The sequence below is a fragment of the Mesotoga sp. Brook.08.105.5.1 genome (assembly GCF_002752635.1).
In the GTDB taxonomy this organism is placed as follows: Bacteria; Thermotogota; Thermotogae; order Petrotogales; family Kosmotogaceae; genus Mesotoga.
On record NZ_AYTW01000036.1, the window covers coordinates 14,755 to 38,645 of the forward strand.

At 44.8% G+C, this 23,891-nt stretch carries 23 protein-coding genes; 18 read left to right on the plus strand and 5 right to left on the minus strand.

Translation table 11 applies throughout. The features are described 5' to 3' along the window. Positions 1-10: 10 nt before the first annotated feature. Positions 11-967, minus strand: coding sequence for a hypothetical protein (locus V512_RS11130; RefSeq protein ID WP_099830534.1), 957 nt, complete (start codon positions 965-967; stop codon positions 11-13). A 109-nt stretch (positions 968-1,076) separates the two neighbouring features. Beyond that, entirely contained in the window at positions 1,077-1,490 is a 414-nt protein-coding gene (locus V512_RS11135) for an antibiotic resistance protein VanZ (RefSeq protein WP_243392399.1), read from the minus strand. Between the two features lie 91 nt (positions 1,491-1,581). Between V512_RS11135 and rpmB the strand changes: the two genes are divergently transcribed. The 11 genes from rpmB to V512_RS11190 all read left to right on the plus strand — a co-directional run bounded on the left by rpmB (position 1,582) and on the right by V512_RS11190 (position 13,421). Then, a complete protein-coding gene (gene rpmB, locus V512_RS11140; RefSeq protein WP_099830535.1) occupies positions 1,582-1,773 on the plus strand; it encodes a 50S ribosomal protein L28 in 192 nt (63 codons plus the stop codon). 39 nt (positions 1,774-1,812) lie between these two features. Beyond that, complete coding sequence (alr, locus tag V512_RS11145) at positions 1,813-2,949, plus strand: alanine racemase (RefSeq protein WP_099830536.1); 1,137 nt, start codon at positions 1,813-1,815, stop codon at positions 2,947-2,949. Next, positions 2,921-3,973, plus strand: a complete 1,053-nt coding sequence (locus V512_RS11150) for an HD domain-containing protein (RefSeq protein WP_099830537.1) — start codon at positions 2,921-2,923, stop codon at positions 3,971-3,973. The genes alr and V512_RS11150 overlap by 29 nt, the downstream gene beginning before the upstream one ends. An 18-nt stretch (positions 3,974-3,991) precedes the next feature. After that, complete coding sequence (topA, locus tag V512_RS11155; RefSeq protein ID WP_099830538.1) at positions 3,992-6,211, plus strand: type I DNA topoisomerase; 2,220 nt, start codon at positions 3,992-3,994, stop codon at positions 6,209-6,211. Then, entirely contained in the window at positions 6,211-7,122 is a 912-nt protein-coding gene (locus V512_RS11160; RefSeq protein WP_099830539.1) for a D-alanine--D-alanine ligase, read from the plus strand. Before topA ends, V512_RS11160 begins: the two co-directional genes overlap by 1 nt. A gap of 2 nt (positions 7,123-7,124) precedes the next feature. Next, positions 7,125-7,670, plus strand: coding sequence for an ATP-dependent protease subunit HslV (hslV, locus tag V512_RS11165; protein WP_099830540.1), 546 nt, complete (start codon positions 7,125-7,127; stop codon positions 7,668-7,670). Beyond that, entirely contained in the window at positions 7,670-9,058 is a 1,389-nt protein-coding gene (gene hslU / locus V512_RS11170; protein ID WP_099830541.1) for an ATP-dependent protease ATPase subunit HslU, read from the plus strand. Before hslV ends, hslU begins: the two co-directional genes overlap by 1 nt. Next, the gene (gene dprA, locus V512_RS11175) at positions 9,058-10,077 is read left to right on the plus strand and encodes a DNA-processing protein DprA (RefSeq protein WP_099830542.1); all 1,020 of its coding nucleotides are present in this window, start codon (positions 9,058-9,060) and stop codon (positions 10,075-10,077) included. The genes hslU and dprA overlap by 1 nt, the downstream gene beginning before the upstream one ends. Before the next feature lie 63 nt (positions 10,078-10,140). After that, positions 10,141-11,085, plus strand: coding sequence for a class II fructose-1,6-bisphosphate aldolase (fba, locus tag V512_RS11180; protein ID WP_099830543.1), 945 nt, complete (start codon positions 10,141-10,143; stop codon positions 11,083-11,085). Between the two features lie 13 nt (positions 11,086-11,098). After that, positions 11,099-12,328, plus strand: a complete 1,230-nt coding sequence (locus V512_RS11185; protein ID WP_099830544.1) for an acetate kinase — start codon at positions 11,099-11,101, stop codon at positions 12,326-12,328. A gap of 76 nt (positions 12,329-12,404) precedes the next feature. Next, positions 12,405-13,421: a cyclic nucleotide-binding domain-containing protein gene (locus V512_RS11190; protein WP_243392400.1), complete on the plus strand. Its 1,017-nt coding sequence runs from the start codon at positions 12,405-12,407 to the stop codon at positions 13,419-13,421. A gap of 3 nt (positions 13,422-13,424) precedes the next feature. On the opposite strand, the gene V512_RS11195 is transcribed toward V512_RS11190, so the two are convergent. Together V512_RS11195 and V512_RS11200 are read right to left on the minus strand one after the other, a co-directional pair. Continuing rightward, positions 13,425-14,264, minus strand: a complete 840-nt coding sequence (locus V512_RS11195; RefSeq protein WP_243392407.1) for a GNAT family N-acetyltransferase — start codon at positions 14,262-14,264, stop codon at positions 13,425-13,427. Further along, positions 14,257-14,646 (minus strand): DUF3783 domain-containing protein, encoded by a 390-nt coding sequence (locus V512_RS11200; RefSeq protein ID WP_099830546.1) that lies wholly within the window; start codon positions 14,644-14,646, stop codon positions 14,257-14,259. The genes V512_RS11195 and V512_RS11200 overlap by 8 nt, the downstream gene beginning before the upstream one ends. 180 nt (positions 14,647-14,826) lie before the next feature. Between V512_RS11200 and V512_RS11205 the strand changes: the two genes are divergently transcribed. The 7 genes from V512_RS11205 (at position 14,827) to V512_RS11235 (ending at position 22,587) form a co-directional block, all read left to right on the plus strand. Beyond that, positions 14,827-15,801: a fumarylacetoacetate hydrolase family protein gene (locus tag V512_RS11205; RefSeq protein WP_165775397.1), complete on the plus strand. Its 975-nt coding sequence runs from the start codon at positions 14,827-14,829 to the stop codon at positions 15,799-15,801. Continuing rightward, positions 15,801-16,661, plus strand: a complete 861-nt coding sequence (locus tag V512_RS11210) for a DegV family protein (protein ID WP_099830548.1) — start codon at positions 15,801-15,803, stop codon at positions 16,659-16,661. The genes V512_RS11205 and V512_RS11210 overlap by 1 nt, the downstream gene beginning before the upstream one ends. Positions 16,662-16,926: 265 nt before the next feature. Then, positions 16,927-17,916 (plus strand): LacI family DNA-binding transcriptional regulator, encoded by a 990-nt coding sequence (locus V512_RS11215; protein WP_099830549.1) that lies wholly within the window; start codon positions 16,927-16,929, stop codon positions 17,914-17,916. Positions 17,917-17,942: 26 nt separating this feature from the next. After that, a complete protein-coding gene (locus tag V512_RS11220; protein WP_099830550.1) occupies positions 17,943-19,019 on the plus strand; it encodes a sugar ABC transporter permease in 1,077 nt (358 codons plus the stop codon). Continuing rightward, entirely contained in the window at positions 19,016-19,882 is an 867-nt protein-coding gene (locus tag V512_RS11225; protein ID WP_099830551.1) for a carbohydrate ABC transporter permease, read from the plus strand. Before V512_RS11220 ends, V512_RS11225 begins: the two co-directional genes overlap by 4 nt. A gap of 125 nt (positions 19,883-20,007) precedes the next feature. Beyond that, entirely contained in the window at positions 20,008-21,276 is a 1,269-nt protein-coding gene (locus tag V512_RS11230) for an ABC transporter substrate-binding protein (protein ID WP_099830552.1), read from the plus strand. 75 nt (positions 21,277-21,351) lie between these two features. Next, positions 21,352-22,587 (plus strand): glycosyltransferase, encoded by a 1,236-nt coding sequence (locus V512_RS11235; RefSeq protein WP_099830553.1) that lies wholly within the window; start codon positions 21,352-21,354, stop codon positions 22,585-22,587. Positions 22,588-22,630: 43 nt separating this feature from the next. Here the strand turns inward: V512_RS11235 and V512_RS11240 are convergent, their stop codons facing one another. Further along, complete coding sequence (locus tag V512_RS11240) at positions 22,631-23,854, minus strand: 6-phosphofructokinase (protein ID WP_099830601.1); 1,224 nt, start codon at positions 23,852-23,854, stop codon at positions 22,631-22,633. Positions 23,855-23,891: the final 37 nt, after the last annotated feature.

Sequence of the window (23,891 nt, forward strand, 5' to 3'; positions counted from 1 at the left end):
AAAGCCTCCCTCAGTTAAGTGGGGTTACAATGAAGCCACTAATTCTTCTATCGTATTCATATTCGAAAAGGGTTTCGCTACCACTTGGAGCCCTTACCCTCAGGTAGCCTCCTCTAGGATCAAGGAAGCTTTCCCAGAGAAAATCATACTCATAAGAAACGGTTCGTGATCTGTCAAGTGTTACAAGTATTGTTATTTGCTCGTGGACTTCAGCCTCTTTTCCTGAAGCGAAGAAGAAGACATCCTCATCAACACTTCTATCTGACTTTGAGACTATCGAGATTGAATAACCTTCTGAACTTCCTCTCTCTTCAGCGGCTAGGACTATAAGGGCATACTCGCCGTTATCGAAGATCTTGATTTCTGAAATCACGAGTTTTGCATTCTGGACTGACGAGTCTTGGACAGGCGGCTGATCTTCTTGCCCATAATCTTCTTCTATTCGTGATTCCAGAGAGTTTGCTTCATCTGCCCAGATACCCAGTTTCTCCTTGGAAGCGTATTCCTCGGCATAACTCAGTTCGATTTCTCCATCTGCAACGGAAATAGCAAGACCGCTTGATACGATTATTGATTGAAGTAGATAGACTTCATCTTCGATCGAGATCCATACGTAAGCAGAAGAAGGTTCTTCAGAAGATATCTTCTGGATCCTTGCCCAAGACCCTATTGTACTTCTTAGAAGACTAAGAAGCGCTCTGCTATGAAGTCTTGACCAGTCATACTTCGGAATCTCGATTCCTTCCAAAACTACTCTTTCAAGAAGACCTTCTTTCAAAATAAGGAGATCAAAGTTGTTCACAGTCCCTACTATGAGGGCTGGAAACCCGGAAGGTGTAGCATCCGGAGAAACATAATGAGTATTAACCATAATAGATGGCTCTGCCATAACGACCATGGGCGAAAGGCTTATCATAAACGATATCAGAAAGATTGATAGCAACTTCACTGAGTTTCTCTCTTTCAAGAATTACACCTCCCCTCACGATCAAAAAGAAGTATATCATCTTAGCTTATTAGAAGAATAATTTGAAGGTCTGCGTTGAAAGTTGGACGTTGCTGATCAAGTGGTTTTATCAATGAGAATCTCTGTTTTTCAGTAGAACCATGCAGCGTTCAACAATCGAAAAAACGGTTGCAGGAACAATCCAGCCAAGGTAGTTGAACAAGATATCCAGAGTGTCGAACTGTCTGTAAGGAGATATGATTTGAAGAGATTCGAGGACTAAAGGTCCAATCACCAAGAAGAACCCAAGGGCAAGCCTGTTCAGACGGCTGGCTCCGATTCTTGAAATCAGAATCAGAAGAACACCTCCGGAGAAGAATCCTACGAAATGAAGGAACTTGTCGCTTCCAACTACAAAAGTTTGTACTCCCGGTCTCAAATAAAAGTAGACTGTTGCAATCACGTATGTGATTGACAGAATCGCAGGTATTATCTTCTTCATAACTAAGATTATGCTTGTGACAAACATGAAAGTCAACGACATTTCAAGAAGTGAAACCTCCCAAGCGAGTTGAAAAGCTGATCTTTCTTTACTATAATGAATTGTATTGCGAATCGAGAGGAGGACAAATCAAATGTCCAAAGTTTGTGAAGTTTGTGGTAAGGCACCAAGAACCGGAAATATGGTCTCTCACTCAAATAAAAAGGCCAAGCGCTGGTGGAAGCCGAATGTTCACAAAGTCCGTGCCGTAGTTGATGGTGAGGTAAAGAGAATTAATGTTTGTGTGAAGTGCCTTAAAGCTGGGAAAGTCACAAGAGCAATTTAGTTATAGCATACCGAGCGTGTTTTGCCAAAAAGGTATTCCATGAATAGTAGAAAGACCTACGCCTTAGTAAATCTGTCTGCCTATAGACAGAATCTTCTTTATTTAGCTGGGAAAGCATATCCAGCGAGACTGATGGCAGTTGTGAAAGCAGATGCGTACGGCCATGGCGCTGAACAGCTGTCCAAAGTAGCCGAGGAAGCTGGCGTTGAAAGGCTTGCAGTTGCTTTTCTTGAAGAGGGGATAAAGCTTCGAGAGAGCGGAATATCTCTTCCGATTCTTGTCCTGAACTATGTGGATAATGAAGAGATACTTGCTGCAAAGGAGTACGGTCTTACATTGTCGCTCTTTTCCTCCGGTCAGCTTGATAGCATTTCTGGCCTCAACGAAACCCTTCCTGATTTTGAGATTGCAGTAGATACAGGGATGAGACGGCTTGGGATGAAATGGGAAGAATCGATCAAGTTATATGAGTCGGCGGTCGCTAATGGAATTAAGATAACGGGTGCTTACACACACTTTGCTACCGCCGATGAAAAGGATAGCGATTTCGTTTCCGAGCAGAGTGAGGAGTTCAGAAAGTTCCTCCAGGGCATTGGTAAGAGCAGGGGCAGGGACTTCGTGGTTCACATTTCGAATAGTGCCGGTACCATCTTTCTTGATAACAAAGACTACGATTATGTTAGAGTGGGTATTGCAACATATGGTCTTCAGCCATCGAGCGTTATTGACTACAATCTCAAGCCGATAATCGAGTGGAAAACCTGCATTTCCTTCCTAAAGAAGATTCGAGCCGGTGATTCGGTTAGTTATGGAAGAACCTTTGTTGCCGGACGAGAGATGCTTGTTGCCACTATTCCTGTTGGCTATGCAGACGGCTTTAATAGACTGCTCTCTAACAGAGGTTGTGTTATTATTGCGGGCAGGAGATGTAGAGTCCTGGGTAGGGTTTGCATGGATCAATTTGTGGTTGACGTATCACATGTCGATAGTAAGCTGTCGGTGGGAGACGAAGTAGTTATAATCGGTTCACAGAAAGAAGAGACGATAACTGCGGAGGAAATTGCAGAACTGTGCGGTACCATAAATTACGAAGTGGTTTGCTCTATCACTTCTAGAGTTCCCAGGATCTATTGGAAAGGAGAAGATTATGAAACTCCGCGACATAATAGGAAATGAGATTCTTAGTCAGATAAATGACGACCAGGATAAAACTAATAAGGACGGTCTTCCGTTTGTTTCAGACCTGCGCCCGGGAAGTTCTGTCCTTTCAATATTTAAGGTTCATTCTAAGAGAATTCAGGAGGCTCGAGATGGGAAGAAATTCCTTCTTCTCACTCTTTCTGACAAGACAGGCGCGATAAGAGCTATCGATTGGTTCAACGCAGAGCACAACGATGACACTCTGGAACAGGGAACCGTTGTAAGAATCTCGGGGCGGGTAGTTGTATATGAAGATAGGCAGCAGCTGAATCTTGATTCGGAAGGTATTCAAGTTCTAGAAATCGGACAGTATGATCCCGAAAGATTCATGGCTGTAACAACCAAAGATATCCCGCAGATGTATGATGAACTTTTGGGTCTTATAAACAATATGAGTGAAGAGCATATCAAGGCCTTGCTGAGAGATATCTTCGAAAACGATAAGAAGTTCATTGAGAAGTTCATTATCTCCCCTGCAGCGGCAAAGGTACACCATGCTTACAAGGGTGGTCTTCTGGAGCATACAATGTCTGTTGCAGAGCTTTGCGTTTTCTTCGCAACGAAGTACAGTGATTCTATAGACGGGGATCTTCTGATAGCAGGTGCATTGCTGCATGATATAGGCAAAGTTTATGAATACGCGGTAACGCCTGCCGGAATCGATCGAACTAACGACGGTGAGCTTGTTGGTCATATCGCTATGGGAATTGAGATGGTAGGCAGAGCAATAGCGAAGATACAGGGCTTCCCGCGCTATCTTCAAACCGAGATCAAACATCTTCTTCTATCTCATCACGGAGAGATGGAGTGGGGTTCCCCTGTTATTCCAAAGACAACTGAAGCGATTGTTCTTCACATGGCCGACGACCTCGATTCCAAAGTTGCCCAGTTTCGTGAGATTGAAGAGAGAGAATTCAACGGGTCAACGGCTTCTTGGAGCAACTATGATCGTTTTCTGAATAGAAGGGTCTTCATGAAGAACAGAAGATCAGGTGACTGAGGAATTGGGAGTGATATCTTGCCTGACAAGCTTGTTATAGTTGAGTCGCCCGCAAAGGCGAAGACGATTGGTAGATACTTGGGAAAAAACTACGAAGTTGCAGCTTCAAAGGGACATGTTAGGGATCTCCCCGAATCTAATCTCGGATTGAATCCTGAGAATTTCGAACCCACATATGAAGTCCTGAAAGGGAAGGAAAAAGTTGTACAGGAACTCAAAAAGAAGTCAAAAGGCAAGAAAGTCTTTCTGGCTTCTGACCTTGACCGTGAAGGAGAGGCTATTGCGTGGCATATTTCAGAGCTTCTTGGCCTTCCCAGAGATGAAAAGAACAGGATAGTCTTCAACGAGATTACTGAATCTGCAATAAAGAGCGCAATTCTTAGTCCAAGAAATATCGACATGTCAAAGGTTGAAGCTCAAGTAGCTAGAAGGGTTCTGGACAGAATTGTGGGCTACAAGATAAGCCCGCTTCTATGGAGAACTATGACTAAGGGTTTGAGCGCCGGCAGAGTTCAGTCGGTGGCTCTGAAGTTAATGGTTGAGCTTGAGAAGAAGATCGCAGTCTTTGTTCCGCACAGATTTTTCAAGATTTTTGCTAAGACTGCCGAGGATCGGTTCGCTCTTTCGCAAATTGAAGGAAAGAAGTTTAACAACAAATCCGTGACTACTGAAGAAAAGAGAGATGAGATCATTGAAGAGCTCTCGAAAAGCGTTCTCCGTGTTAAGGATGTTAAGAAACGAACTTCCAAGAGAAGCGCTCCGATGCCTTTTATTACTTCAACTCTTCAACAAAGCGCGAATGGGGAGCTAGGATGGAGCGCCAGCAAGACCATGAAAGTTGCTCAACAGCTGTATGAAGGAATTGAGACGGATCAGGGCCAGATAGCCTTCATCACATACATGAGAACAGACTCCACAAGGATTTCGAGTCAGGCAAGAGATAAGGCAGTAGAGATAATCAGCAACAGCTTCGGAAGCGAATACGTCGGTCCCGTTAGATCAGGCGGTAAAGGTAAGAAAATTCAGGATGCTCATGAAGCGATCAGACCAACATATCCCGAAAATGATCCGGAGATGGCCAAGAAGCTACTGTCAGGAGATAATCTCCGTCTCTATGTCCTAATATGGAATAGATTCATTGCTTCTCAGATGGCGAGTGCAGAGTATGCGGTGACAGATGTTGAATTGGCTGACGAAAGCGGCAAGTACATTCTGAGTTTGACCGGAGAAAGAAAACTATTCGACGGGTTTGAAAGGATTATCTCAAGATCCTCAAAGAGCGAAATTGGCCACGACTACAAAAAGGGAGAATTAGTCAAGCCTTCCAAACTAGAATGGGAAGAGGATACAACCAAACCGCCTTCCAGATTCAGTGAGGCCTCCCTGGTTAAAGAACTTGAGAAGAGAGGTATAGGGCGTCCGTCAACATATGCAACGATAATTTCCACACTTCTCGACAGGAAATATGTGCTGAGACAATCTAGAGAACTAAGACCGACATTGCTGGGCTCTATTGTTAATGAGTTCTTAAACGAGTATTTTCCGGATGTTGTTAACACGAATTTCACAGCAAACATGGAAGAAGAACTCGATGGTGTTGAAAACGGATCAAAAAAGTGGCGAGATGTTGTTCACGATTTCTATGAAGGTTTTAGAATAGATCTTGATCAGATTGACAAGAAGATCAAGAAGGGAGAGCTAAGAATCGAATTCGAGACCGATAGGGAGTGTTCTTGCGGCGGAGCCTTCAAGGTTGTATTCGGAAGGTACGGCGGATATCTTAAGTGTCAGTCTTGCGACAAAAACGAGTCTGTGGACATGACGTCCTTCACCTGTGTTATCGATGGAAAAGTTCTTCTGAAAGATGTTGCCCCGAATCAGAAATTAGAAGTTGAGATAGATGAAAGCTGTCCCGAATGCGGATCCAATTTGGTTAAGAGAAAAGGAAGATACGGAGAATTCATTGCCTGTTCTGCCTATCCGAAATGCAAGTACACAAGGAACGTCAGGATTGATGCACATTGCCCGAAATGCGGCGGGGTTGTTGAAAAGCTTAGAAGCAAGAAGGGGAAAAACTACTACAAGTGTTCCAGTTGTGGGGAAATGTTCTGGAACGAACCTACAGAAGAGAAGTGCGAGATCTGTGGCTCCAATCTCTTCCTCAAGGTGAAGCGAGGCGGAAAGAGAGTCAAGTACTGTGAAAACTGCAAGAAGGAATTCGAGGTGGGAGAAGCTTGATGCAGCGAAGGGTTGCCGTTGTTTACGGCGGGCTTTCTAATGAGAGAAACGTTTCGATTAAGAGCGGAATGAACGTAGTAACTTCTCTTGAGAAGCTCGGTGTGGAAGTAGTGCCCTTTGATCTCAGAAGGGAGACGATTCCTGCTCTTCTTACTTTAAAGGTAGACCTCATGTTTTTGGCTCTACATGGTAAGTTCGGTGAAGATGGGACGCTTCAGGGTATGCTAGAGCTGGCAGAAATGCCCTACACCGGCTCTGATTCCAGGACCAGTTCAATTTGCTTCGACAAGGAGATTACATACAGGCTTGTCAGGGATATCGTCGATCTGCCCGTATGGAGAAGAATTGGCGGCGAGGTCGATCTTGAGGGGTGGGAGACATTTCCCTGTGTGGTGAAGCCGGTAAGAGAAGGATCGAGCATCGGCGTATTCATCTGTGACGACCTTGCGGTATTGAAGGAAAGAACAAGGGAACTTCTTGGCACTTACGATTTTCTTCTCCTTGAAGAATACGTAGAAGGAAGAGAAATCACCATATCTATCATTGATTCGGAAGATGACCATATGGTTCTTCCGATTCTAGAGATAAGACCGAAGAGACGTTTTTATGATTATGAAGCTAAATACACGGCAGGGTTGACGGATTTTGTGGTCCCGGCTCCAATGAATAATGACGTGTATGAAACGATTATCGAAAAGTCTGCTGCAATCTACGATCTTCTCGGATGCAAGGATCTTGCCAGAATTGATGGAATACTGAGGGATGAGATTTTCTTCTTTCTCGAGGTAAATACTATACCTGGAATGACTGACCTGAGCGATCTTCCTATGTCTGCCAGGGCTGCGGGTATGTCTTTCGAGGACATTGTTCGGGGAGTGATTGAGTCTGCTGAGAAGAGGAACAGGAGGTAATCATGAAGACGATGCACGGTACAACGATACTGGTTCTGAGAAGAAACGGAAATACTGTTATGGTAGGAGATGGTCAGATCACGATCGGAGATACAGTGATGAAAGGCACAGCCAGAAAAGTAAGGAAGCTTGGCGATGGAGCGGTATTAGCGGGTTTCGCGGGTTCTGTAGCCGACGCAATGACTCTCTTCGAGAAATTCGAGGAAAAGCTCAAGGAAGTCAACTCAAATCTTAAGAGAGCAGCCGTGAATCTTGCTAAGGAGTGGAGAACAAACAAGATTCTTAAGAACCTTCAGGCTCTTCTACTCGTTGCTGACAAAGAGAGCATTCTTCTCGTATCTGGAAATGGCGAAGTGATAGAGCCCGACGAAGAAGTGCTGGCAATTGGTTCTGGCGGTTCTTACGCACTTGCTGCTGCAAGAGCTCTGATGAGGAATAGCGATCTCGATGCAGAAGAGATAGCAAGGAGGTCAATGACTATAGCCAGTGAGATATGCATCTACACCAACACGAATTTCACTCTGGAAACACTTGGAGGAGATAAGTAATGAAGAGAGAAGAATTGGATGAGTTGACTCCAAAGAGAATAGTCGAAGAACTCGATAAGTATATAGTAGGTCAAGACAAGGCTAAGAGAGCTGTCGCAGTAGCCATGAGAAATAGGATCCGTAGACAGAAACTTCCTGAAGAGATGCGAAAAGACGTAATACCAAAGAACATACTTATGATGGGCCCTACGGGGGTTGGCAAGACTGAAATAGCAAGAAGACTGGCGGAGTTGACTGGTTCTCCGTTTACTAAGGTCGAAGCAACTAGGTTCACGGAAGTTGGTTATGTTGGAAAGAATGTTGAGTCGATAATAAGGGAGCTCGTTGAAGTCGGGGTCAATATGGTCAAGCAGGAGAAGATCAGCGAGGTTGAGGGGAAGGCGATCTTCCAGGTTGAGGAGAGAATCCTTGAAGCCCTGGTTCCCGGTCCTCAGACGAAAGGAAGTGGACCGAGGAACATTCTTGAGTTATTTCAGGGACAACAGCAGTCTAAACCCAGTCAGGAGGAACTTGAAAGAATAAAGGACCGCAGGGAAGACTATAGAGAGAGATTGAGAAGCGGAGATCTTGAAGATCTCGATATTGAGGTTGAGATAGAGGATCACAGTCAACCGATGATAATGATTCCCGGTATGGAAGACATGGGAATCGATATGTCGGGTGTTCTGGGAGGTATGGTGCCGAAGAAGACGAAAAAGAGGAGAATGAGAATTGTCGATGCTCGAAGGGCACTCTTACCGGTTGAAGCTGAAAAACTTCTTGATATGGATAAGGTCATAGCAGAAGCGATTGAAAGAGTTCAAAATAGAGGAATTGTATTCATTGATGAGATAGACAAGATAACTTTCCGAAGCGGTTCCCATGGACCAGATGTCTCTCGCGAGGGTGTTCAGAGGGATTTACTGCCGATCATTGAGGGAACAACTGTCACAACCAAACATGGCCAGATAAGAACCGATTACATACTTTTCATTGCGGCAGGAGCTTTTCATGCGGCAAAACCCTCTGATTTGATACCTGAATTTCAGGGAAGGTTTCCTATAAGAGTTGAGCTTGACGCGTTGACCCAGGGGGATTTCTTAAGAATCCTGGTTGAGCCTAAGAATGCAATAACGAAACAATACGTTGCTTTGCTGGAAACTGAAGGTGTAGAAGTAAAGTTCACCGAAGATGGCCTCAATGAGATAGCCAGGGTATCCCACAATCTTAATGAAAGTATAGAGAACATAGGAGCTAGAAGATTATACACGGTTGTTGAGAAGGTTCTAGAAGAGGTATCGTTTAAGGCTCCGGACGTTAGTGATGAAGTTCTTATTGATTTGAAGTATGTTGATGAAAGAATCGGCGAAATCGCGGCCGACGAGGATCTCAGTGCTTTCATTTTGTGATGGATAGACTAGAATATGCTGCAATTGCGCTTTCGGGCGACTTCAACCCTTCTGAAATGGAGAAGATAGAGAGTTCTGGATTCGATAGCTCTCTGCTTTTTCGTTCGCCAATAGAATTGAATAGAAACAAACTGAAGAATTTCGCAAGGAATTTCTCCAGTGTTATTAGAACTCTTTCAACATACGGCAACTTCATAACTCACAGGGATGAGGAGTATCCCGATTCTCTGAAGCACATCTTCGAACCGCCTTCAGTGCTTTTCTTTCGGGGAAAAGTCTCATTGCTCGATTCAAAAAGCGTCTTAGCGGTTGTCGGATCAAGGAAGGCCGACAAGTACGGAACTTCAGTTGCCAGAGAGTACTCAAGGTTGCTTTCCGAAAGAGGAATCACGATAGTCAGCGGTCTTGCTGTCGGAATAGATGCCGAAGCTCACATTGGTGCTCTTGACGGATCTGGAACGACTGTAGGTGTTTTGGGAACGGGAATCGACGTCTATTACCCTGCGTCAAACAGCTCTCTTATCAGATCGGTCATGGAAAAAGGTTGCGTAATTTCGGAGTATCTGCCTGGAACGCCCCCCTTGAAACAGAATTTCCCAAGAAGGAATAGAATAATTGCCGGTCTAGCTAGGGCGGTCTTAGTGGTACAGGCGACTATACGAAGTGGCTCCTTGATCACCGCTAGGCTCGCGCTTGAAAATGGAAGAGATGTCTACGCTGTTCCCGGGGATATCAACCGAAAGAACTCTGAGGGAACAAACTGGCTCATAAAGAATGGTGCAAAGCTCGTTGCGGAATTCGGTGACGTAATTGAAGAATTCCCTGAGATTGACATTGGAGAGTTACACGAAGGGAGTGTAGATTCAGAGGTTCTAGAAGTTCTCGGAACCGGTTCCCTAACGTTTGGAGAGCTTCTTCTCAAAACGAAACTACCTAGCAAAGATTTGATAGTTGAGTTAACGAACCTTCAACTCGAAGGTTACGTTTATGAGGAAAACGGGCGATGGAATAGAACTTAGCCGTTTTGAGCTGGTATAATCTTGATGAAATGTTGATCTAGAGACGAGATTGGAGGGAGAAAAATGCCTTACGTTAACACAAAACTGATACTTGATAGGGCTAACAAAGAATCCTACGCGGTACCAGCACTAAATATCAACAATCTAGAATTCCTTCAAGCGATTATCGATGCTGGAGTTGAAGAGCGCTCTCCAGTGATAATCGAAACCTCTGAAGGTGCAATCAAGTATGCAGGAAACGGCAATGTTATGCTGGGAGCAAGGCTTTTTGTTTCGATGGTAAGGAGTTATGCGGAGACCGTCGATATTCCAGTTTCACTACATGTCGATCATGGAAAGAACTTCAAAATACTCATGGCCGCCATTCAGGCAGGCTATTCTTCTATAATGATTGATGCTTCCGAATTTCCCTTTGAGAAGAACGTTATAGAGACGAAGAAAATGGTGGAAATTGCCCACAGTCTTGGAGTATCGGTTGAAGCGGAACTCGGCAGATTGGTTGGGATAGAGGACAATGTTGTGGTTGAGTCCCATGAAGCGGCTCTTGTCGATCCCAAGGAGGCAGAGCAGTTTGTTAAAGAGACTGGGGTGGACTTTCTTGCTCCTGCTATAGGAACTAGCCATGGGGCCTTTAAGTTCAAAGGAGAAGCGAGACTTGACTTTGAGAGACTGAAGATGGTTAAGAAGCTTACCGGTATTCCTCTTGTTCTACATGGAGCTTCGAGCGTTCCCAAGGAGGTCAAGGACCTGGCCGAGGAGTATGGAGCTGACTTCAAAGGGGCAAAGGGAGTTCCTGGCGAGATTCTTGCTGAATCAGTGAAATTCGGAATAAACAAAGTTAACACAGATACAGATTTGAGAATGGCTTTCATCGCTTCGTTGAGAGAGTTTCTTGCAAAGAATCCTGGGGAGTTTGATCCGAGGAAATACTTCAAGACACCGAAAGAACTGGTCAAGAATGTGATAAGGGAAAGGTTGAGACTTCTAGGATGTTCTAATAAAGCATAAACGGGGGTGTCAAATGAAGATTCTTGTAATCAATTGCGGCTCGTCCTCAATCAAGTACCAGCTTCTCGATGCCGCAAGTGAAAATGTTCTGGCAAAAGGTCTACTCGAAAGAATAGGAATTCCTGGATCCAAACTGACTCACAAGAAGAGCGACCAGAAGTTTGAGTTCGAGAACGACATTGCCGACCACACTGAAGGCCTAGAACTTATAATAGAAGTTTTGCAGGCTGAGAAGACTGGAGTTGTGAAAGACATTAACGAGATTGAAGCGGTAGGTCATCGTGTAGTCCACGGTGGTGAAAGATTTGCTTCTTCAGTGCTCATTGACGATGAAGTGATAAAGGAAATAGAATCCAACAACTTCCTTGCACCTCTTCATAATCCGGCGAACATAGAAGGGATCGTTGCTGCAAAGAAGATCCTTCCATCGGTTCCTCAAGTGGGCGTCTTTGATACGGCATTCCATCAATCAATGCCCGAATCCTCTTACCTTTACGCAATACCTTATGGTCTGTATAGGAAGTATAAAATAAGAAGATACGGCTTCCATGGCACAAGCCACAGATACGTTTCGGAAAGGGTTGCATCCATTCTAGGGAAACCACTCAAGGAGCTAAAGATAATAACTGCTCACATAGGCAATGGCGCTTCGATCACAGCCGTTAAGAATGGCAGATCTTTCGATACTTCAATGGGGTTCACGCCTCTTGAGGGATTGGTTATGGGAACTCGCTCTGGAGATATTGATCCTGCAATAGTGCCTTTCTTGCAAGAACAAGAAGGGCTCTCACCTGGCGAAGTCAACAATCTGCTAAACAAGGAAAGCGGTATGTACGGACTCACAGACAGGCAGTTCAGTGATATGAGAGACATTGAGATGCGCGCAATTGATAATGAACCTCTGTGTAAACGAGCTCATGACGTATATGAGCACAGATTGGCTAAGTACATTGGTGCTTATGCAGCCGCTATGAACGGAGTCGATGCAATAGTCTTCACAGCTGGAGTCGGAGAAAACAGCGCATATCTGAGAGCCAATATCATAAATAAGTATCTTGGCCACCTTGGGATATCTCTTGACGAAGAAAACAACAGAGCCAGGGGAAAGGAAGTAATGATTTCAACTGCAGACTCTAGAGTCAAGGTTTTTGTGATTCCTACGAACGAAGAACTCGTTATTGCAAGGGATACAAGTAAGATAGTTAAGAACGGACTTAAGGAACTGAAACTTTGGGAAGACTGAAAGGCGATGAAGGATTATAAGGGAAATTGTTCTAGAGGGAGATACGAAACTTGCAGGTCGTGGTGAGAAGGCAGACTTGTATTATATTGTCTCGTCAGGTGGCCTTATTCTTAAGGGATTCAATTCGGATGACAAGGTCTATATGGAAGGAGATCTAGCAGACCCAATGTCTATAGTTGGTGAAAAGTACAGCGGAGATCTTCTTTCCATAGGGGATTCTTCAATTCTTGTTGGCGATAGGGATGAGCTCAGAGAATATCTGGTTGCCAGGCCGGAGAGACTCGAGAAGTTCCTTCAGAATGTCGAAGAAGATTTGAGATCATGTTCCGAATCGAAGGGTCTTGATCTTGACGGTTTGGTTTCGATTTTGGTATCCATGAAGCAGCACTGGTTGAAGGAATACCCTCCACTATTGTTCGGCGAAAAGTCTCTTTACAGAAAGGGCATAAAGCTGATAGAGAGGAGGGAATACCCATCTGCTCAGGAAGTTCTGAAGAGTTATCTGGAACAGTATCAGAACTCACCTTTGTCAAGACCGGTGAAACTCTACTATTCATTAAGCTGTTTTCTAAATAACTCTTTAGATCTGGCATTGACATCGATTCTGGAGATTGTTGAAGGAGAGGCAGACGAGATAGCTGGAATAGCTAGGTTCTTTGCTTGTCGCATGGGACTTCTAGAATCGGGATTCAAGTTCCTCTATAAGGGACCCGATTACAGTTCAAACCTCTTCAGGAATTTGAGAAGGGACTCACGGAAAATCAGAAAGACCGATTCGGACAAGATTGTTGTTGAGGAGGGGAAAAGAGCCGGCAGTGCTATCTTTCTTCTCAAAGGAGAGATGATTCTCTCGAAAAGAAGAGAGAATGAAAACTCTGTTCTATTCTCGCTTAAATCTCCAAATTCTATCGGCGAAGTTCAGTTGCTGGCGAAGAGTAAGTGGGACACGACAGTTGTTGTTCGGAGAAATTCCGAGTATGTGCTCTTGGACAGAAGCCGGCTTGTTCAACACCTGATACACAAATCTCCTCAAGACGGATTCAAGATGGTGGAGTATATTCTCGGGTATATGAGGCAGTCACTAATTTCATGATGTTCAATGAATCTTGTAAATCATCTCGCTCTGCTTTAGCAAAACCTCAGGATCGAGTTCTGTTGCTTCCAGAAATAGCGGATCGTCATCCGGAACGGTAGGAAAGAGAGGAGTGAGCCCTTTGTCCTTAGCGATTCCGCAAAGCCCTCCTATTATTTCCCTATATGAGGAACTCTTTACTGGGCCAGCGTCTCTCACATAGAAGAGAGAATCCTTTTCCTGCCAGATGCAGTAGCCTCTTTCCTTTCCCTCGGAATTCTCAACGAAGTCAAAGTTGTACTGCTCTAGATGAGTGAAGCTAGAAGGCTCTCTTTCCCACTCGGGATTTCTCTTGAAGTTGCTAATTGCAGAAAGAGCGCACTCTATAATTCTGCTTGAATCGGATTTCTTGAGTGAGAATCCCTTTGTGCCGGGTCTTTTGATGAAGAAAGTGATCAGATTACGTTTGTGCCTGAAGCCATACTTTTCATAAAAGGCGATTGCTGCAGAATCCTTTTCCGGGACCTCCAGAACAATTTGCTCACAACCATTCCACTTTGCGATTTTAAGTGCCTCATCGACCATTCGGAAGCCAATTCCTTCTCTTCTGAAAGAAGACAAGACTCCCATCAGGTCGATTTTTGCTCTTTTGCCCCTGAAACTCAACAGCACAACTCCCGCATACTCTCCCTTTACTTCCATAACGAAGGATTCCGAAAGCGATATGTTGTTCTCTCTCACATCTCTCTCGAAACTCTCCAGAGTCCAGTGCATTCTGAGAACATAGTCCGAAAAAATCGAATTCAGAAGATTTACTAATTCAACTTTTGAGAGATCCTCAAGTTTATGGAACAAGTTATCCATCAAGTTTTTCCCGCCTCGCTTTCACAAAGTAGTTGTGTTCCTCCGCCAATTCAGAAAGTAAATCACTCATCTTCCAGTTCATATTCGATTCAGTGGTGGTTGCGAATACCAAGTCTCTCCCAAGATACCGACGGATTTGTTTAATGATCTGACCAATATAACTGTTCTCAAACCCACTAAAAATCACATAACATAGAACCTCGCCGGAAGTCAAGGGAGCCTCCTTCTTTGGACATTCCGAATTCAGAATTTCCTTCAGAGTTAAGTTCTCCAACCCACGGCAGTCGATTACCGTGGTGTCCTTGAATGATTTTCGAAGGACCTCTGTTGCCGCTTCGTCACAGTGAAGAAGGACCGCACGCTGGAGCTCGAAAGTACTCATTCAATCACCTCAGAACAATTCTAGCACAGCCATACCCGCTCAAAGCCAACGGTTACCTATGGGCTAACTTTGTGAGCTGCTCGCTGTAAATCCGTGCAGACTGTTATTAATGGGAAGCCAATGGAAAAACGGAGACATTGATCGAAGCCTCAGGTTATAATAAATGAGGGAGGCGGGCTTGTGATAGTCCATGTTGGAAGATTTAGAAGTAGCAAGAGACAAGAATTCTGGGGAGTTGTTGAAGAGGGTTTTGTCCGTCCTCTGGATGTGGAATGTTCAACGACGGGTGACTTTCTTAGCTCGGTATCTGAGGATCTCAAGCAACTCAAGGACCTTGCTTCCGAAGAAAAGATCGTTCTCTCCGAGATTGAGGTTCTATCTCCTATAACAAAACCATGCAGGGTTATTTGCCAGGGAAAGAACTATCTGGATCATCTTCTGGATACGGGAACAAGGCAGAAAGACAAGAAGTACAACATGTTCTTCAACAAATCCTCTGCTTCAATATCAGATCCTTGTTCACCAATTGTTAGGCCACTTGGGGTACGGCTTCTAGATTATGAAGTGGAGCTGGGCCTTGTCATCAGAGCTCAAATAAGCCGAAGTATCGATGTTGACTCATCGCAACTCACTACTTACGTAGGTGGAATCGTTATGGCGAATGATGTTTCAGCGAGGGATGTCCAGTTACCTCAGTCTCAGTTCTTTAAGGGTAAAAGCTATCGTACTTTCTGCCCTATAGGTCCGTTCATGGCGATGTTTGATGAAGAGGAGACGGAATGTGTCGCGAATCTCAATCTCGAACTGAGTGTAAATGGTTCCGTCAGGCAGAGTGCTTCGACATCTAGCATGATTTATAGCCCTGCAGAGACGATTTCGGAGCTGAGTCGGTTTTCAGATCTTTACCCTGGAGACGTTATTCTCACGGGTACTCCGAAAGGGACCGCACTCAGTACAAAAAAGGGGTTTCGTTCGTGGTTCATTGGTCAGCTTTCTGAGTCCAAAAGATGGGAGATCTTTGTTAGAGATCAGCAGAAGAGCGGGAGATATTTGAACCCCGGGGATGTTGTTGAATCCAGGATATTCTCTTCAGATGGCAGAATAAGTCTTGGTTTGCAAAGAAACGTGGTTGTTGGTGAGGAGGAAGCGTATTAATGATAGGAATTATTTGTGACTCAATCGTCGATCTTCCTTTGGAGCTGGCTGAAAGAGAAGATGTGTACATCGTTCCTGTGATGGTTGTTCTGGGAGAAAAGTCCTTTCGCGAGGGCGTAGAAATAAGCAAGGCCGAAATTGCGGACTTTCTTGACGACAACTTTGCCAGAACGTCACTCCCTAGCCCTGGTGACGTGATGAAGGCCTTCGAGACAATGTATGCAAGAGGTTACGATGAACTTCTTGTTGTCAATCTTTCCGGTGGGCTTAGCGGAACTCATAATTTATTCAAGACGATAGGTGAACAGTTTGCTAGCGAGCGCAAGTCGGTTGTCATAGAATCGGTAGATTCTTTGTCACTTTCGGGCGGAATAGCCATGCTTGTCTACAAGGCAATAAAGATGAAAGAACGTGGAGACTCTTTGAGAGTAATCGCATCAGACCTTAGAAGTTGCGCAGGAATCAAGAACATAGTCTTCTTCACTTTGCCGACATTGAAGTATCTCAAACAGAGCGGGAGAATAGGAAGGCTTGAGGGTTCTGTAGGAGAAATACTCAATGTGAAACCTATAGGAACAATCGACAGTAGTGGTGTTTTCACCCTCTCCGGCAAAGCCAGGGGGATGAAAAAGGCCGTTGAAAAGATGGTAGATCGTCTGCTAGACACAGTCAAAGGAAAGAAAGTCCTTTGTGTTGCTCTGTATCATTCTGGAGATGACAGCAATACGGTCTCCCTGGTTGATTGGGTCAGAACGAAAATCTCTTCGCTTTCTGAGAATTTGCTTGCAGGAGAGTTATCCTCTGGAATCCTGGTCCACGGAGGGAAAGGAATTATTGGGATAGGGGCCTTGATTGCGTAGGAATAATAAGATCCAGTAATCTTAACTAATGCACTGAAATCGTTGGAAGAAGCGTATCAAGTAAATCGATTGCCCAACAAGAAGCAACAGTGAGCAACGGAAAGATCTCAGGATTTATCTGCAGGATACAACAGCTAATTTGCCTTTTTCTTCGATATTTATTCTTCATTCACTCAAATAAAGGATATTCACGTTTTGACTGACTTAATTGAATTGTTATAATGGAAGCGATTCCAAATTCCTATTGATTATAGGAGCGATCTCTTTGAAGAAGCCAACTATTAAGGATGTTGCAGCTCTTTCCGGAGTTGGAACCGGTACCGTTTCGCGTGTACTAAATGGCGGTTCTGTTAAAGAGGCAACCAGGATTAAGGTTGTTAGAGCGATTGAGAAATTAGGTTATCAACCGAATCAAACGGCAAGAACACTGGCGGGAGGCAAGACAAGAAGAATTCTCTTCCTGATGCCGGAAGTCAGGACTGAGTTCCATTGGAGAGTTATGAAGTCGTTTGATGACTATCTCGACATGAAAAACTACGAGATGGTAATTTATCCTGTGTTTTCGGAAAGGAGACTGAGCAGACTTAGGAGAGATCTTGCTTTGCTTCATGACTCAGATGGGGCTGTAGTTTGTACAATGAACACAGAATTCTTGCTTAAGAACGGTATTGACTTCGGAACAAACATAGTCTTTTTTGAGGCTCAATCCGAGGAGTACGACTGTGTTTATCTGGATAATGTCATGGGCGGAAGGATGGCTGCCGAGCTGCTCATTGAGTGTGGCTCATCAGATTTCTTTGTGATCTCTTTTGAGGAAGAAAACACTATTCTAGCAACTGAGAATTTCGAAAAGAGAATTGAGGGCTTTATCGACATTCTCCGGGACAAGGGATATGATTTTGACCCAGAGAGGCTCGTCTACACATCGTTCTTCTTCGAAACGGCTCACGAAAAGATTGCACGGATCCTTTCTGAAAACACTAAACCCGGCATTTTCGCATTGGCCGACAATTTTGCCCTTGAGGTTCTTCAGACTGCTGCTGCTATGAAGAAGATTCCTGGAAAGGATTTTTTCCTTGTGGGATATGATAATCAGAGTTGGACTCAAAGAGCTGGTTTGACTACAATCGAGCAGCCAATGGAAGAAATGGGGAAGAAAACAGCGGAGCTGATAATCCAAAAGATAGAAGCACCAGGACAGTATGTTCAGCCGGTTAGATTCCTGCCCAAGCTAAAACGCAGGAGGACGGCCTGATTTATCTCTAATAGTGAGGAGGATTTATGGCCAGGAAAGATAAGCTATCACTTGCTCAGAAGGAACAGAGAACCGCTTACAAATTGCTTATTCCAGCTCTGCTGATCCTAGCGGCCGTTGCTTTTTATCCCCTGTTTCAGGTTTTCTACACGAGTCTCACCGACAAGGTCTTCGCCTCGGGAAAGGACGAGGCGCCTGAGTTCATAGGGCTAGAAAACTATAAGAGTCTGCTCGGGCTTACAATACGGGAACTACCTGCAGTGTTAGATGATTCAACCGGAGAAACATTGATTGACGAGTCAACGGGTAGACCAGTATATGAAAGAGCGATTAGAGTCTTGCCCAGAAGTCCGATCAGGTACAGAGAGTGGTTTCAGTTTTCTTTTTTCGGACGGCGTTATGTAGTAGGTGCGAGAGATCCTGAGTTCATGAAGGCGATCTGGAATACGCTGGTCTTCACTGTTATTTCGGTCTTTCTAGAGACTATTCTTGGTCTTGGAGTTGCACTTGTAGTGAACAGCAACTTCAAGGGGAAAGGAATTATGAGAGCTACAATGCTTGTTCCCTGGGCCGTTATTACCGTTGTCTCAGCAAGGATATGGGAGTGGATGCTTCAACCAACGAGAGCTGGTCTTTTCAACATGGTCATTAGTAGACTGGGCTTGGGCGATGGAGATCTTTCGTTCCTCAGTATGTCAGGTCTGCAAATGCCCACTCTCATAGCTGTAGATGTTTGGAAAACAACGCCGTTCATGGCGCTTCTGATTCTTGCGGGATTGCAGCTTATCCCGAGAGAACTCTATGAAGCTGGAAGGGTTGATGGAGCAAGTAGAATTAGACAGTTTCTCTCTATCACAATGCCGCTTTTAAAGCCTACGTTAGCTGTAGCGCTCATCTTCAGAACGCTTGACGCCCTAAGAGTGTTTGACGTATTTCAGGTCTTGATGGGCAACCGGATGTACTCTATGGCCTCATACAATTATTATCAGCTGATCGGGAACAGGAATATGGGACTAGCTTCGGCAATAGGCGTAATAATATTCTTCCTAATCGGTATCTTCGCTGTGATTTACATGAGGCTTATGGGAGTTGATGAAGAATGAAGAAGAATAGATTGCTCTGGTTCATAGGGAGAGTAGCTTTCTGGGTACTCGTACTGTTCATATTCTTTTACATGCTATTTCCGTTCTACTGGGCAGTTAACTCCTCGCTGAAGTCTGAGGCTCAACTACAGATGACCCCCGCTACTTTTGTTCCTGTGGACGGAAATGGAAAGTTCTCGCCGACACTTCAGAATTATGTTGCTGTGTTCAATGACGGGACCTTCGTTAGAGCTTTGTGGAACAGCACCATAGTTGCAGGACTAACTACAGTTCTTGCTCTAGGAGTTGGGTCTTTTGCGGCCTACGCAATGGGAAAACTTAGGTTCAAAGGGAAGAAGATAACACTCTATCTAATCCTTTCGCTAACCATGTTTCCTCAAATCACTGTACTCTCTGGGTTATACGCGGTAATCACAACGCTGAATCTAGGTGCTAGATTGAGTTTGATCCTCTCTTATATGATTTTTACTTTGCCTTTTACAACATGGGTTCTTACAGCTTTTTTCAAAGAGCTTCCTACGGAGATTATGCAGTCGGCATGGGTCGACGGTGCAACTCCATTCCAAACTTTCTATATGATCTTGCTGCCTTTGACAGCGCCGGCCCTAGTAACAGCAGGATTACTGGCATTTATAGCTGCTTGGAACGAGTACATATTTGCTCTTACATTCACAACTATTGCGCCTCAAGCAAGGACAATTCCCGTCGCGATTTCGTTGTTCACAGGGAGTGTCTCGAGACAGGTTCCCTTTGGCGAGATCATGGCTGGCGCAGTAGTGGTTACAGTACCGGTTGTAGTTCTTGTTTTCATCTTCCAAAGACGAATTGTGCAAGGATTGACTGCCGGGGCGGTAAAGGGATAGCGATGCTGAAATTATATGAATGTTTCGTTTCAATGCTAACGGGAGGTGATTTGAAGAGTCAAAGTAACTAAATGAGATTTGAGGATTGATGAAACTCAAAAAAACTCTTTTGAAGGAGGGGTATTATGAAAAAGGTACTTTTAACTCTCATGGTAGTATCATTCGCGTTAATGGCCATTTCCCAAACTGTGATTACGGTAGCCGCAGGAGCTGTCGGTCAGGAACTCGAGCTAACAAGGAAGGCTGCTGAGATGTATATGGAGATCCATCCGGATGTCACGGTAAGAGTTCTCGACACTCCAGATATGGTACAGGACAGACTAGGTCTCTATCTCCAGTTCCTCGAAGCAAGAAGTCCCGAGATTGACGTTTATCAGGTGGACGTAATCTGGCCCGGCGACCTCGCAGAACACTTCGTAGATCTTTACGAGTACAACGCCGACAAGGTTGTATCGATGCACTTTCCGGCAATAGTTGAGAATAACACAGTAGATGGAAAACTGGTTGCCATTCCATGGTTCACGGATGCCGGACTTCTCTACTACAGGACCGACCTTCTTGAAAAGTATGGGCTTGCTGTGCCGAAGACCTGGGACGAACTGGAAGAGACAGCAAGAATAATACAGGAAGGCGAGAGGAAAACAAATCCCGACTTTTGGGGATTTGTTTGGCAGGGAAACGCCTATGAGGGCTTAACATGTGACGCTCTTGAATGGCTTGCTTCAAACGATGCAGGTACGATTATCAGCGCCGACAAGAAGATAACAATTGCCAATGCAAACGCCGTTGAGATACTTGAAAAGGCCGCCGGCTGGGTAGGCACGATTTCTCCAAGTGGTGTCTTGACATTTGCCGAAGAGGATGCAAGAGCGGTATGGCAGACAGGGAACGCTGCTTTCATGAGAAACTGGCCATACGCTTATTCACTAAGCAGAGGCGAGGACAGCGCCGTAGCAGGAAAGTTTGACGTCTCTCCTCTACCTGCAGGAAAGAGCGGTAGCGGAGCGGCAACGCTTGGCGGTTGGCAGCTCTCGGTTAGCAAGTACAGCAGAAATCCGGAAATTGCAGCCGATGTGGCGCTCTTCATGGCTGGATATGAAGTTCAGAAGATGAGGGCAGTAGAAGGCTCCTTTAACCCCACAATTGGGGCTCTTTATGCGGATTACGAAGTGCTAAAAGCCAATCCGTTTTTTGGTTCATTGTATGATGTGTTTATAAATGCCGTTGCTAGACCTTCAACGGCGACCGCGCCACGATATAATGAAGTGTCTACTCTCTTCTTCAAGGCGGTTCATAACATCCTCTTGGGTACAGCAGATGCTCAGAACGCTCTTGAAGAACTCGCTCTTGATCTGGAAGATCTAACAGGTTTTGAAGTAGTTTGGGGCTTCTAGTAACTGTCTAACTTGGTTAGCTGGTCCCAATCGGGACCAGCTAACCTTTTGCCAAAGCAGAAAGAAGGTGTGGACGTGAAGACTACGCAAGTACAGAGAAAGAGTCTGAAGGACTATGAGCCTTTTATAGAAAGTGATCTATTGGAGAGTATTCTTAAGCTTTCGAGCGAACTCAGGGGTCTGAGAGTTTTGCATGTCAACGCAACATCTTTTGGAGGAGGCGTGGCGGAAATACTACACACTCTGATTCCTTTAATGAAAGACTGTGGCCTCAATGTCGATTGGAAAGTAATTGACGCTCCTTCTCGGTTTTTCGACCTTACAAAAAGGATGCACAACGCACTTCAGGGTAAGGAGGATCGACTATCAGATGAAGATAGGGACCTTTTTGAAAACGTTTCAAAAGACAACGCGAGTTTCATAAAACCAGGTGAATACGATATTGCGGTGATACATGACCCTCAACCGGTAGGTCTTCCTGCCTTTGCAGACTTCGGAAGTTGCAGGCTTGTATGGAGATGTCACATAGATACTTCCTCACCCAATCGGGTCTTCTGGGATTATCTAAACGGCTTCCTGTCTTACTATAATGCAGCTGTATTCACACTCAAAGACTATGCTAAAGACGGGATTTCAATCGACAAGATCTACGAAATTCCACCTTCAATTGATCCTCTAAGCAACAAGAACAGGGAACTGTCGAAGGAAGAGATGCAACAGGCACTAAGAAAACTCGGAATCGAGAGTGGAAAACCCGTTATAACTCAAGTATCAAGGTTCGATCCGTGGAAGGATCCGTTGGGAGTTGTAGATGCGTATAGAAAGCTGAAGGAGAGGTTTAGAGAGCTTCAGCTTCTGCTAATAGGGTCGATGGCTTCAGATGATCCTGAGGGCTGGAAGATCTATGAAGACCTTCTAAGATACAGTGGAATGGATTACGACATCAAGGTTCTCTCGAACTTCCAGAATATCAGTGATATCGAGGTGAACGCAGCTCAAAGAGTAAGCAAAGTCGTTCTTCAGAAATCACTTCGCGAGGGTTTTGCTTTGACTGTGAGCGAGGCAATGTGGAAGAAGACTCCCGTAGTTGGGGGAAACGTTGGAGGCATTCCTCTTCAGGTTCACCACGGAATTAACGGCTATCTCGTTGAAAGCGTTGAAGATACCATTGAGTACACTGGAAGAATACTTGATGATCCCGGTCTTGCAAAGGAAATGGGGAACAAGGGATATGAAATAGTGAAGAAAGACTTCCTAAGTACGAGACATCTACATCAATATCTTCAACTTTTCCGAGATCTTACGAATTGAGAAGGCCCCCGTCCCGGCCATATGCGGAACGGGGAGCTTCATATCAGAGGAGCTTCTCCACCTTTCTTCTTTCAAGATTCTCGTATATGGGCAGACCATGTAGATAGAGATTTGGAGCTTCACCCTGTATGAGCGGTAGTGCATAGGATCTGAACTCCTCAGTAACGTGAAATCCGTCTTCCGAGATGAATTCTTTAGGAAGGTCTTTCGTTCCGTTGGCGATCCTCTCCAGATCAACTGTGCAGTATTTCTTCAGATAGGGCCTATTACTTAATCGGCGAATTGAGACCATCACTCCGCTTACCCCTTCTAGTGCTTCCCTGACTGCTAGTGCTCCTACCTCAACTGCTTCTTGCCAATCTATAAGGCTTGCAATGTGTCTTGAAGACCTCTGAAGATAATCCGGGATAGCGACATGCACTTTGCACTTCAAGGAATCGCGAATTGTCTTTTCGAGGTATTGCCCTATCTTCCCGAGCTGCACATTTCCGAAGGAATCGTAGTATCCGGCAGTAGATATGTATGATCCATCAGGCCTCTTAAGAGCCTCTGACGCAACGATCGAACAATAGCCCTCTCTTACGATTACATCATCTACTTTTGCAATGAAGGCATCTTCGTTGAAGGGTACTTCCGGGAAAAGTATGATCTGAGGACCGTGGAATCGGTCACTACTTGCAAGTGAACCTGAAGCAGCAAGCCAGCCTGAATGACGCCCCATAGACTCCATAATGAAAACCTTTGTGGAATCGCTGTACATTGATCTCTTATCTCTCGTCGCCTCCATTATCGAAATCGCAGTGAATCTTGCAGCGGAACCATATCCAGGACAGTGATCGGTTTCCATGAGATCATTATCAACAGTCTTGGGTATTCCTATCACTTGCAATGGAATGCCGAGTTCTTTTGCTTTGTTATCGATCTTGTTGGCGGTATCCATTGAATCATTGCCCCCGTTATAGAAGAAGTAACGGATGGAATGAGCGTCGAAGACTCTGAACAATCTATCGAAGTCCTCATCGCTGTCGATTTTCGTTCTGCAAGAGCCGAATACCGCGCCAGGAGTGTAGGGAATCCTGTCTATCTCACTCCGTGTTTCTTCCGTCAAGTCAAGAAGCTCTTCGTTGAGGATTCCTTTGATACCATTTATTCCGGCAAATATCCTGTCGATTCCTTCACTCTCAAGCGCCGCAACAATCGTCCCATAAGCTGATGCGTTGATTACGGATGTAACGCCCCCGGATTGAGCATATAACGCGTTTTTCACTTTCATGATCCACCTCCCCCCATCATTTCGTAACTAT